Raw genomic sequence first — 12,857 nt, forward strand, 5'->3', positions numbered from 1 at the left:
GCCAGGGGATATACCCAATATGAAGATCCATTATTTATTATCAAATATCCCGAATTCTAAACAAAATTCAGTAGAACTATCCAAATTAAAGCTAATAATCTATGAAACTTGACAATGAAGCCATCCCGCTCCTTCAACACCTGTTTTATAATGATTCCTTAATAATTCCTTAACTAAAATAACTTATAATTGATCTATATAAAATTGGAGTCCAATCAATGCCTTTTCCCAAGCTTTCAGCTGTTTTAAATAACTGTCCATTACATGCTCTTACGCCTGAAATAAAAGATGAAATTCTAAAATTTGGAGAGAATGAACATTATAATAACCAGCATAGAGCAGGGTACATTAATTTAAAAAATAAATTCGCAGCTTTTTATGGATTTGATCCCTCTGAATTTACCTGGAATAAGTTCGCAGGTATTTTAAGTTGCTATAATGCCTTTGATATCCAAATCATATTAGGCCCTGTATTACGTTCGTTGATGAAGGATCCCATGTCTCAGGATGAATTTGTTCCCGGCGTAGCGATGACGAACGACATGACAACCGAAGAATACATCAACAGCATGACGGAGATACAACCCCATACCAGTCGTTATGCAAGTTTGGCGCCTGATGAAGTTTATAAATACGTCAGCAAAGATTTAGGTTTAAGTTTGACTTATCATCCCCAGGAAGGAAAAGTCACTAATTTTGAAACTCCTCATGAGTTGGCCACAGTTCATATCTTTCACCAAGGAGGATTGGATGGCGCTCAAGCTGGTGGTCACTGGGAAAGAACGGATAAAGGCCAGGAAAGTCTTAATGTTCAAAACCACGACGATACCCAACTGAATGGAGTCATTCAACTTCTGGGTGAAAATACAGGGGTCAACCCTTTTGGTTTTGAGTTATTAAAAAAACATATTCAAATCAATGCAAGAACTTTGGAAGAACACAATGAGTCAGTACAACTTGAATATGAGTTTGCAGAAATTAATATCGCGGCAACTCAGATACTAAAATACATTAGTAATATTAATTCCGTCCCCAAAGTTTATGCAGTCAGGTTACTTGGGAACGGTTTATCCGAAATTACTCGTCGATTTATTGAACAATACGAATTTGTAGAAGTTGAACCCTATCAAATTTTTGAGCGCTGGATTAGAGCTCTTGATGAATTTAAACCCCAATTGAATGAAGAAGAACAACAGGTACTCAAACAGCTTAGAGTCCCTGTACCTCAGACCTTATTTCCTGTGGAGCCTGAAAAAACTCGGGATGAAGAACTTTTATCTAATGAAGAATTAGCTCAAATATTGCGAGACATAGAACGATTCGAAAATGAAGAAAAGAATCAACGTGCAAGTGAGCAATTGGCACGAGAACTGGCAGAAGAAGAGGAACTTCATAACCTGCTCCACGAAAACACTATCGAGGACACCAGTGAACAATTAGCCAGACAGTTGCAGGATGAAGAACGTTTAGCACAAGAAGAGGAAGAACGAAATCAGCGTGCAAGCGAGCAATTGGCACAAAGGCTGGCAATGGAATCGGAGCATCAAAACGTTGAACAGATTGACCACGATCCAGACACCAGTGAACAATTAGTCAAGCAGTTGCAGGATGAAGAACGTTTAGCACAAGAAGAGGAAGAACGAAATCAGCGTGCAAGCGAGCAATTGGCGCAAAGGCTGGCAATGGAATCGGAGCATCAAAACGTTGAACAGATTGACCACGATCCAGACACCACTGAACAATTAGCCAGACATTTGCAGGATGAAGAACGTTTAGCGCAAGAAGAGGAAGAACGAAATCAGCGTGCAAGCGAGCAATTGGCGCTGAAACCGACAGCAAAGCCCACTCCTCTACACAACAGCATACTAGATAGAAGCGAAGAATCGCAGAGAGAAACGAAATTGAGACAAGATAGACTTCAACCAATGAAGTTACTTGAAGCGAAACAGAGCTTTCAAAAACATCTTGATTCACTTAAGGATAAGATGGATGACCTTGCAAAACGCCGAAATGAAAAAATATCTAATCCTGTGAAATTTGATGAATTAGACAAAGCATGGAACGCTGCGAATACGCTACATACAGAAATTGCAAGAGCAGGAGATCTTTATTTTAGCAATCCTAAGCCTCAAACATACGAACAATTTGAACAATCATGTAAAGCACTGATCGATACTGCTCATACCAAATTGGACAAACACAGGGGATGGTCAGAATTTTTAGTTAATTTTGCATTGGGAATTTTAACTTTGGGAATAGGACTGGTAATAAAAGGCGCAATTAACCTCGCAATGAACCATTCTTTCTTTTTTGTTCATAAAACAAAGTCATCCGAACTATTGGATGACATTGAAAACGACATTAATAATTCAGCACCAACCGCTTAATAAAAACCTCGTTCAGATTACTACATCACAATCCGGGTATTAGAGACTATACCCGGGATTTTTTTAATTTATTTATTCTATATCAGATAGATTTCTGCCGTCAGGACTTACGCTCCCCAATCGAAGCAAAGTGAATATTGAATAAGGGTGTTTAAATCAACTTCGACCACATATTTTTAAAATTTATTCGATTTGAAAAAATTCTAATCAAAATTAACTTTTACCAATCAACACACTTTTTATTGTATTATAATTAGAACAAGCCTGTTTTAACATTAGACGTCTTAATTAAGGGGCATTGATCATGCATATTTTTTTAAAAACCTTAATGGGACAATCCATTGGCATCACTATCGAAAACAGCAGAACTGTGACCTGCTTGGATATTAAAAAATTAATCCAAAAGAAAAAAGGGTTTGATATTTCAGAACAAACCATTCTGATTGCTGGAAAAACATGGGACGATAACCTGACCTACGATAAATTCAGAGAACAAAGTCCTCATTTACCTTATGAATTACACCAGAATCATCTGAGACTGGTCATTACCCCTATTCCAGAACATTTACGTTCGCTGGTAAAAATGAACTATCATGATCTCAGAGAACTTAACCCAAAATTAGTAGCAAAGTTATCAGAAAATTCCCGAACGATACGATTTAAAGAAGAAATACATATTAGTACGCAAACTTATTGGAATGATTTGAGCATCCATGAGCGAGTTAAAATTCTGAGTGAGCGGGAATATGCTGATCTTGTTGCATTAATATCTGATCAAAATAAAACGCCTGTATTTCAAATCAACTCAGGCAATTAACAAATTCATGAAGTAAAAATAACTTAGAAGTGATTTTCGTAATTTCTCAATCTCACGGAGAAACGTCATCCCGAATGCAATGAGGGATCTCCTGAAAGTGGCTTTGTGCCAGTATTTGGAGATCCTTCACTGCGTTCAGGATGACGAAACTCAACCGTCATCCCGAATGCAATGAGGGATCTCCTGAAAGTGGCTTTGTGCCAGTATTTGGAGATCCTTCATTGCGTTCAGGATGACGAATCTCAACCGTCATCCCGAATGCAGTGAGGGATCTCCTGAAAGTGGCTTTTTGCCAGTATTTGGAGATCCTTCATTGCATTCAGGATGACGAATCTCAACCGTCATCCCGAATGCAGTGAGGGATCTCCTGAAAGTGGCTTTGTGCCAGTATTTGGAGATCCTTCATTGCATTCAGGATGACGAAACTCAACCGTCATCCCGAGTGTAACGAGGGATCTCCTGAACGTGGTACGGTACCTGCATTTGGAGATCCTTCACTGCGTTCAGGATGACGAAACTCAACCGTCATCCCGAATGCAATGAGGGGTCTCCTGAAAGTGGCTTTGTGCCAGTATTTGGAGATCCTTCATTGCGTTCAGGATGACGAAACTCAACCGTCATCCCGAGTGTAACGAGGGATCTCCTCAATGAGGCACGCTGCCAAAATGGGGGATCCTTCACTGGGTTCTGGATGACGATACTTCGTGATTTGGTTATAAATTACTGATGTTCTGATCTGAATAGATGTATTAAGGCATTCAGATACACTCAATACATTCTGAAGCACTACTCCCATTTTACACTGTAGAAATAGTTGTGCCAGCGTACTTCAGCTACAGTATTTCTGGATATTGAAGTCACTCCCGCGGGAGTTCCTGTATAAATAACATCTCCTGACTTTAAGGGGAAAAAATGGCTAATATAAACTAATAAATCTTCTGGTTGCATCATCATATCTGCACCTCTGGCACGTTGCCTGAGAGTACCGTCAATAAGCAACTGAAATTCTGTCTCCATATAATCATGAAATTGATGATAGGGAATCCAGGGACCCAGAATAGCAGCATCTTTAAATACTTTTGCGGTAGTCCAAGGATGGCCCTGTTTTTTTAAATCAGACTGGCGTGTTCTTAAAGTCATATCCAGACCAAGAGTAAGGTCTGAAACAGCATTTTTAGCTTCTTCAGATGTCATTCTATACCCATCATGAGCAACGCGTAACACAATTTCACATTCTGGCTGAACTGCAGTGTCTTCAACAGGAAAATCAAGGTGTATTTGTTCACCCCAGCTGGAGGCTTGTTTAAGAACACTTCCTGGCTTTAGAAACAATACGGGTTTTTCTGGTACTGGATCTCCAAGTTCTTTAGCATGGTCAAGATAATTTTTTCCTACACAAACTATTTTATCAAAAGACATAAAATTGAATATCCTATCGAATGAGATGTTAGCTCTATGAGCCATAAACTGGTTTTATCTTTTTCAATCAAGATAGCATAAATTAGCTCCCTCTCCCGCGCAAGAAATTAGAATAATGTGATATTCCCTTTTCGCGGGAAAAAAGTTGGGGATAAAGGACTACTCTGAGCAAGATGAGCGCTATATGCATCGATAAAAAAAAGGGGCTTTCAATGCTCTTACAAAAAGGCTTCTGGATTAGATCATTTTTAAATTGGTGAGCTTGGTTTATGAATTCTTTAAAGGATATTGAAACGTTCCCCTTAAATAGGAAAGAATCAATAATTGGTGCCCGGGGCCGGAATCGAACCGGCATGGTGTTACCACCGAGGGATTTTAAGTCCCTTGCGTCTACCTGTTTCGCCACCTGGGCATACGGTGTGTTGTGGAGGCTGAGGCCGGAATCGAACCGGCGTACACGGCTTTGCAGGCCGCTGCATGACCACTCTGCCACACAGCCCCATTTGTATCTCTAAAGCTCTAAAAAAAAAGCGACTTTGTCGTCGCTTTAATTTGGAGCGGGAAACGAGACTCGAACTCGCGACCCCAACCTTGGCAAGGTTGTGCTCTACCAACTGAGCTATTCCCGCGTCTCTACGGGGAGTGATTTTACCGAAAATTCACACCCTGTCAACAACTAACTTAATTTTTTTTCATTAAGTCTGGCCAAGCGATGGCCAAATAAATAACCATCGACCAAATAGTTAAAATTGCGGACACATACAGAAGAATAAAACCAATACTTCCCCACCAGGAATTAACGGGATTAAATGCCAGCAACAAAATTAATGCTATCATTTGAAAAGTTGTTTTGACTTTACCGATATAACCTACTGTAACGCTCGCACGTCGTCCGATTTCAGCCATCCACTCCCTTAACCCCGAAATAACGATCTCACGACCTACAATGACTATGGCGGGTATAGTAATGTAATTGATATCCTTCGCACCAACCAGTAATAGTAAACTGGTTGATACTAATAATTTATCGGCAACCGGATCCAAAAAAGCGCCAAACGGCGACATCATTTTCAATTTGCGGGCCAGATAACCATCCAGCCAATCGGTAAAAGAGGCTGCCGCAAAAATTCCCGCGGCAATAGCATTAGCGCATTTAAAAGGCAGATAAAAAACGATAATAAATACCGGAATAAGAATTATGCGCAACAAAGTTAATAAATTAGGCAAACTGGTTAATGTACTCATTAATTACTACTCCCTATTCCATATTTGGCAACTTTAAATAGTCTGCCAATAGCTTATAATCATCAAATACTGCCAGGGCACCAGCCGTTTTAAGGGCGTCTTCTTGTTGATGGTAAAAATCCACCCCAATAGCAGCAACATTGATACTGGTTGCCATTTCCATATCCATAGCGGAGTCGCCTATCATTAACGTTGAAGCTGCATCTCTGCCAAATTCTTCCATAATTTCTTCCAACATTTGCGGACAGGGTTTGGCCGGAACCTGCCCTGCGGAACGGGTTACCTTGAAATAGGCATCAAGTCCAGTGGCTTGAAGAGCCCTGAGTAACGAATGTTGTCCTTTATTTGTTGCAATAGCTATATCAATTTTTGCCAGATTCAACTTCTGTATAAACTCCAAAGCTCCAGGAAGTAAACAGACTTCTGTTGGTCGAGTAATCATGGCATGTTGTACAGCTTGCACCAATTGCTCCTGTTGTTCACTCGATAAGTGTGGAAATAGCTTCTTTAAGGCATGTATTAAGCCCAAATCCACATATTTTCTGGCCTGATACGGATCAAAGTCTCCAAATCCAAGTACATTGGCCTCATGGGCCACTGTATGTAATATAAGTCCCAGGGTGTCTGCAATTGTGCCTTCCCAGTCAAAAACGACCAGTTGATATGGATTACTCATTGCTCACTAAGCTCCTTGCACGCAAATGTTTTAGTGTATTAGCAAATCGATCATCTACATTAGCCTGAAAAAGCTGCTTGGTACCATTCAAAGTAAATTGAATGGCTCGAGCATGTAAATAAAGACGATTGTGTTGATTATCTATTCCTTCGACCTCGCCTGCAAGTGATCCGTACTTTTCATCCCCTACAATTACATGTCCGAGATAGGCACTATGGACGCGGATCTGGTGAGTACGTCCTGTTTTAGGGCTGGCTTCAACCCAACAGGCCTGCTTGTAATTTTCCAATAATTTAAAATCCGTTTCAGAAGCTTTTCCATCTTCTTTAACCAAAACCATTCGCTCACCCGATTTTAAGGTATTCTTTTCAAGCGCCGCATTAACAGTAATTTTCTTGTTACCTTCCCAGGGATGGGTTAACAAAGCCCAGTACGTTTTTTGGATTTCACGCGCTTCAAGCAGAGCTTGTATGGATCTTAAGGTACTTCTCTTTTTAGCCAGCAAAAGACAACCAGAAGTATCTTTGTCCAAACGATGAACTAATTCCAGATAGGGCAAATCGGGTCTGGTTTTTCTTAACGCTTCGATAACTCCCAGACTCAATCCGCTTCCACCATGTACCGCAATACCTGCTGGCTTATTAATAACCAAAAGGCAGGGATCTTCAAAAATGATGCATTCATTAAGTCGCTTTGCCAGAGCATCACCAACGAATACTTCTTTGGAGTCCGATGTGCGTATTGGAGGAATTCGTACGATATCCCCTGCATGCAATCGAGAGCTGGCCTGGGATCTTTTTTTATTGATTCTGACTTCACCGCCTCTAATAATTCGATAAATATGACTTTTAGGAACACCTTTTAAAATGCGAATTAAATAATTATCTAAACGCTGCCCCTCTTCTTCATTGCCTATTTCTTTATAGCTAACTTCACTCATTGTCAATAAACCTGTTTGCTGGGCGTGAATTTTTTGATATGATTATACATCGCGTGGGAAAATTCCCTAGCGACCGAATTATAACGCATAAACAGAAAAAAAGTTTAATAGTCGATTAATAATCGACAAAGATTTGTAATTAACTCACTAAAATACATGTAATCACATGAATTTTTTATCATCATAGCATAAAAAATTACCTGATTATTATTGTTTTAGCTAATTTGATAACAAATCCAACACAAGAAGTATCGATCCAGATGAAATAAATGGCTTGAATTTTAATCGCGACTTAAACCAAAAGTATTAAAATCAGGTTTATTTACTCATTGAAGATGAGAAGATTGATGCTTAAGGAAAAACAAGATGCGCTTCCATTTAAGTCGAAGATATAAGGAAGCGACCCAATACCAGAGCTAAATTGATTACTATTTCGACAGATACCTGCGCATGCCAGACATGCTTTATACCCAATACGAATTATTTCCGGGCTTCCACACGCCTCATAAAAAGGCTTCTTATTTCAACCCACTTAATAAGTAAACGGTATATTTCACAGTGTGCACCTTTGATTATCCAGGTAACATGCGTACGGTCTGTCCACAAGGTCATGGGTCAGCTTAAAGATCATGCCAATTATCGTTCAAAGAGAGTGTTGTTTAGGCACTCCATTGGACTATTTGGGTAGGAACTGTTCTCAATTCACAAGGATGAATGCCAGGACATTGATTTTCAAGTACCGTAAAGCGGCATGCAGAAGGGCATGGGTTTTACAGAACACTGTTAATCAACATCATGGCTCATTCTGGAAGAAGTGAAAACAGTCCTAAATAGAGCCTTACACTATCTCAACTTAAATGCCTGCGCCCTAAATATGGGGTTACAGATGGAAAAAATGTTAATTAACGCAATGCAAACTGAAGAAGTTCGTGTTGCACTTATTAAAGACAATCATTTATTTGACCTGGATATAGAATGTCCTGGTGAAGTTAAGAAAAAAGGTAATATATACAAAGCCATTGTCACAAGACGAGAACCAAGTCTTGATGCAGTTTTTGTCGAATACGGATCAAAACGTCAAGGTTTCTTACCTTTAAAAGAAATCGCTCCTGAATATTTGAGCAGAAACCCGGATGATTTTGGTGATGATAAACCACCCATTACCACATTAATACGCGAAGGTCAGGAACTCCTGATTCAGGTAGATAAAGAAGAACGAGGAAATAAAGGCGCCGCGCTCACTACGTTTATTACTCTTGCCGGGTGTTATCTAGTTCTAATGCCTAACAACCCACGCTCTGGTGGAATCTCAAGACGGATCGAAGGCGAAGAACGAGATGAATTGCGTGAAACATTAAACGCGTTAACGCTACCTGACGATATGGGATTGATAATCCGTACAGCAGGCGTTGGAAAAAGTCAGGAAGAGCTGCAAGACGATCTGAACATGCTCTGCAATCAATGGCAATCCATCAAACAAGCCTATAATTCCGAGCTTGCTCCCTGCTTGATTCACCAGGAAGGCGATGTCATTATTCGTTCAATTCGCGATAACTTAAGAAAATCAATTAGTGAAATCATAATTGATGATCAAATTTCCTATATCAAAGCCAAGCAATATATTGAACGAGTAAAACCGGAATTTCTGCCCAATTTGAAATTGTATAACAGCAGCATTCCTTTATTTAACTTTTATCAAATAGAAAGCCAAATTGAAACGGCTTATCAACGGCAGGTTATGTTGCCTTCTGGTGGTGCATTAGTCATTGATAGAACTGAAGCTCTGGTGTCTATTGATATTAACTCCGCTAAAGCCACAGGCGGTTCTGATATTGAAGCAACCGCTTTGAACACGAACCTCGAAGCAGCTGATGAAATCGCTCGCCAATTACGTCTGCGTGATTTGGGTGGTCTGGTTGTTATTGATTTCATTGATATGAGTTCAAGCAAAAACCAGAGAGATGTTGAAAATCGCCTGAAAGAAGCATTACAAGCGGATAGAGCACGCATTCAGGTTGGAAGAATTTCCCGCTTTGGCCTGCTGGAAATGTCACGTCAACGTTTGAGATTGTCTCTGGGAGAAACCGCGCAGGAAATTTGTCCGCGTTGTGAAGGTCGTGGTACTGTTCGTAATATTCAATCACACGGGTTATCCATAACTCGCTTGATTGAAGAAGAAGCTTTAAAAGAAAAGACCGCTGAAATTCAAGTACAGCTCCCTGCTGAAATGGCTACGTTCATTATGAATGAAAAACGCGATTTCATCAGAGATATAGAAAAAAGACACAGCGTCAGCGTAGTGATTATTGCTAATCCGTACCTGCAATCACCACAATATTCTATAACCCGATTAAAAGAAGATAATGTTGGTAAATCCAAAAAGCCAAGTTACACATTAATCCAACAACCCGAATTACAAGTTTCCAGCAGCGATAAGGAAGCAGCAGTTCATGATGAACCGGCAGTTAAATCATTTACTGAACATCAAACCAGAAAACACCCACAAAACAGTTTTATAAAACGTTTATGGACCAGTTTGTTTGGTGGACATAGCGAATCGGCTCCAACCACATTGGACCAATCTAAAAAAGCCCCTGCCCGTCATAACAATCAATCCAGACAAGTTCCCAAGGGACAAGGTGGTGAACGACGACAACAAAATAATCCTAACCGTAGACGTCGTCCAAGTGGCAATCAGCAACAACGTACCAATCCTGCAAATCTCGGCGGAACAACCAATCCGAATCAACAAAGGAAAAGAACCAACCCGAACCAGCAAACTCAGTCTGGTCAAAATCAGGCTGGTCAACAAGGTAACCGTTCTGCTGTTGTCAAAAATGAAGGGAACAAGAAAAGAGAAGCAGTATTAGCTAAAGAACCTTCTGAAAAATAGTCATTTCTCTTAAGGACATATGGATTAATACATCCATATGTCCTTATCTTCCTCCTGATTAATTCCAACGTTACAAGTCGATGCAGTGTTGTAATGAGGGAGTTTTCCACTCTTCATTTATTAGATACTTGTTATTTATAAGACAAAAAGACAAAAATTCAATGATCACACTAACGTTCCGTTGTGTAATTTCCCCACGGTAAAAATGGAATAAATTCACAGGTTGGAAGCAGGAATTGTAACGTATAAATAACTGACAAATACATGAACTCGAATGCAATCAAAGATCACCTGAATACACTACTGTGCACGCATCTGGAACAAATAATTTTGTGAAAAGCGAGGAGTGAGAGGTACATTAGATTCAAGCTTAAAGTGTAAATACATCCTGAAACACAAGAACAATAAATCTAATCAGCATGGGCGCATAGCTAAGGTTGCTTGAGAGAGAAGTTCTGCTTCCTGGGGTGGGCAATATTTTACATTATGTTCAAACAAGGCAAGCCATATTGACGGCGCGATCACCGAGTAAGAGTCTCCATTAGCTTCAAATCTATTGGTATATTTGCTTACGGCATCTTTTAACCCCAGTACCATTGGAATAGCAAAAGCTTCCCAATTCCGATAAATTTCAATAAATTCAGCACCCTCCGAAATATCACATTCTAAAAGTTGTTTTGTTGGAGGATTGAGTTTAAAAAATCGAGTCATGATACAATGAGTATTGATAGGAAATTAATCTAATTTATCATACACCCCTTTATAACTCCATAAAATTGAAAAAAAATTGCGCACCCACATTGAGGCTCGGCCATCAGGATGTCCGTGTTTACTTTTGCATTTCACTTCATATAGAGCTGCATTAGCTTGCTTAATAAGAGTTTCTATATCAGAACCGTCTTTTGGTTACATACTGATTCCAATAGTCGAAGTTATAAAACGGTTCATACTGCTTTATAGAGAAGAGTGGCCTAATAAGCTGTATTAGCCATTAATAGCCTATATGAGACGCAGTGAGCATCTCATAGGCGATTTGAGTAAACAAAGAAGAGCGTAATAATTTGACATCATCAGATGAATTCTGACCAAAAATCTAATTCATTCTCGCGGGCAGTGATGGGCGATCAACCGTCTCAACAGCTGAGGCTTGTTTTTGGTGCTTATAAATACTGTGTTTATGAAGCCCCTTAACTGTTTTAATATTGGGATCAACGTTTTCGGTATCTGGTTTAACGACAATCTGCTCCATGCGTTTCACATGACCTTCTTGCACAACGAGTAATTGATCCATATTTTCTTGCGTTACAGCTAGTCTTTCGGTAATTTCAGCAAGTTTTCTTTCTGCATCACAAACACGTTCTGCTATGTTATGAAAACCTTCTCCGTGAACAATGATTCCTTCCAATTGTTTCTTAAATTGAGCTTGCTTTTCCTCATCTTGCAACAGAGTTTGTGCCATGGTTTCTACTGCCCCCCCTAAAGTAGTAGACACTATATTAGCTTGTTTAATTTTTTTATCCATTTCATCTGTGACAGCCTGCAACTCAGCAATTTTTGCGCTCAATTGCTCCTCATTTTTTTGGTATTCCTTCCTTACTGTATCTAATAATGACTGATTTTGGACTAATAATTCCGTTTGAGCTTCAACAGATTCTTCCAGCTTTTTAGCTGCGTTATCAAGGTCATCTCGAGTTTCGCGTAATAAGCTCTGTGTCGCTACAAATAGTTCCACCTGGGCGGTTAAGGAGGTTACTTCAGATTTTAAATCAGTCACATTGTTGGCAAGTTTTGCATTCTCAACAATGAATTTTTCAACTTCTACTTGTAAAGACTCAACAATTTTTTCTAAGGCGTTGATGGTTATCTGCAATAAATCAGCAAGACTAAATATTCCTTCTTTTAATTTATTGGCAATATCCATCGTGTGAACATGATGATCATCTAGAATAATGCCGCTTGCAGTATAAGCTAAGCCGTTTACTCCACCAATAACCATAAGAACACCAATATGAGCAAATAAACCAGCTGCTAAAACAGGCCCTGATACGATAACTCCACCAAGAATTTTTTGCCAAAGAGGTAATTCGCCCCAGGATTTGGCCGCGCGGCTGATTAGGCTTGGATTATTAGCCATGGTATCAATAATTGAACCCAGGGTTTCTTTTACCTTTATAAGGTCATTTTTAGCAGAGTTTATTTTGTTTAAACTCTCAAGTTCAATTTTAGGTATTTCAAGACTGGTCAGATCTTCAAGTGTTTCAGGAAGTTCTGTAGTTTGCAAAGGATGTGACTCAGTTGGTTTCAGTTCAGAATTTTGGGGTTTAGTGACTAATTTATTCTGTTGATCCTGAAGCTCTGTTTCTTGAACACCCATGATTGCGCTCCTTACGATTAAAAACCATCCTTAGAAGTCCATTTTTAATCAAAATTAGCTAATAAGACAAGTGTTATCGAATAAATTTTTAGATTTAAAATGAATA

The 12,857-nt window shown here is 39.4% G+C and carries 9 protein-coding genes and 3 tRNA genes; 3 read left to right on the plus strand and 9 right to left on the minus strand.

Annotated elements, in window-relative coordinates:
* The first annotated feature begins 218 nt into the window (after positions 1-218).
* Together IZU94_RS09600 and IZU94_RS09605 are read left to right on the plus strand one after the other, a co-directional pair.
* Entirely contained in the window at positions 219-2,387 is a 2,169-nt protein-coding gene (locus tag IZU94_RS09600; protein WP_203110155.1) for a hypothetical protein, read from the plus strand.
* A 304-nt stretch (positions 2,388-2,691) separates the two neighbouring features.
* A complete protein-coding gene (locus tag IZU94_RS09605; RefSeq protein ID WP_203110156.1) occupies positions 2,692-3,204 on the plus strand; it encodes a ubiquitin-like protein in 513 nt (170 codons plus the stop codon).
* A gap of 786 nt (positions 3,205-3,990) precedes the next feature.
* On the opposite strand, the gene IZU94_RS09610 is transcribed toward IZU94_RS09605, so the two are convergent.
* From IZU94_RS09610 to IZU94_RS09640, 7 genes are all read right to left on the minus strand, one after another.
* On the minus strand, positions 3,991-4,623 hold the full coding sequence (locus IZU94_RS09610; RefSeq protein ID WP_203110157.1) for a fumarylacetoacetate hydrolase family protein: 633 nt from the start codon (positions 4,621-4,623) through the stop codon (positions 3,991-3,993).
* 325 nt (positions 4,624-4,948) lie between these two features.
* Positions 4,949-5,035, minus strand: a tRNA-Leu gene (locus IZU94_RS09615).
* A gap of 13 nt (positions 5,036-5,048) precedes the next feature.
* A tRNA-Cys gene (locus tag IZU94_RS09620) sits at positions 5,049-5,122 on the minus strand.
* Positions 5,123-5,176: 54 nt separating this feature from the next.
* Positions 5,177-5,252: transfer RNA gene (locus IZU94_RS09625), tRNA-Gly, on the minus strand.
* Positions 5,253-5,304: 52 nt separating this feature from the next.
* Positions 5,305-5,868: a CDP-diacylglycerol--glycerol-3-phosphate 3-phosphatidyltransferase gene (gene pgsA / locus IZU94_RS09630; RefSeq protein ID WP_203110158.1), complete on the minus strand. Its 564-nt coding sequence runs from the start codon at positions 5,866-5,868 to the stop codon at positions 5,305-5,307.
* 13 nt (positions 5,869-5,881) lie between these two features.
* On the minus strand, positions 5,882-6,544 hold the full coding sequence (locus tag IZU94_RS09635) for an HAD family hydrolase (RefSeq protein WP_203110159.1): 663 nt from the start codon (positions 6,542-6,544) through the stop codon (positions 5,882-5,884).
* Positions 6,537-7,484, minus strand: coding sequence for an RluA family pseudouridine synthase (locus IZU94_RS09640; RefSeq protein ID WP_203110160.1), 948 nt, complete (start codon positions 7,482-7,484; stop codon positions 6,537-6,539). Before IZU94_RS09640 ends, IZU94_RS09635 begins: the two co-directional genes overlap by 8 nt.
* An 886-nt stretch (positions 7,485-8,370) precedes the next feature.
* Between IZU94_RS09640 and IZU94_RS09645 the strand changes: the two genes are divergently transcribed.
* Positions 8,371-10,377: an Rne/Rng family ribonuclease gene (locus tag IZU94_RS09645; protein ID WP_203110162.1), complete on the plus strand. Its 2,007-nt coding sequence runs from the start codon at positions 8,371-8,373 to the stop codon at positions 10,375-10,377.
* 414 nt (positions 10,378-10,791) lie between these two features.
* Here the strand turns inward: IZU94_RS09645 and IZU94_RS09650 are convergent, their stop codons facing one another.
* Both IZU94_RS09650 and IZU94_RS09655 read right to left on the minus strand, forming a co-directional pair.
* A complete protein-coding gene (locus tag IZU94_RS09650) occupies positions 10,792-11,088 on the minus strand; it encodes a hypothetical protein (RefSeq protein WP_203110164.1) in 297 nt (98 codons plus the stop codon).
* A gap of 382 nt (positions 11,089-11,470) precedes the next feature.
* Positions 11,471-12,751 (minus strand): LegC2/C7 family Dot/Icm T4SS effector, encoded by a 1,281-nt coding sequence (locus IZU94_RS09655; RefSeq protein ID WP_203110165.1) that lies wholly within the window; start codon positions 12,749-12,751, stop codon positions 11,471-11,473.
* Positions 12,752-12,857: the final 106 nt, after the last annotated feature.

This window comes from Legionella bononiensis (genome assembly GCF_016786215.1).
Classification (GTDB): Bacteria; Pseudomonadota; Gammaproteobacteria; order Legionellales; family Legionellaceae; genus Legionella; species Legionella bononiensis.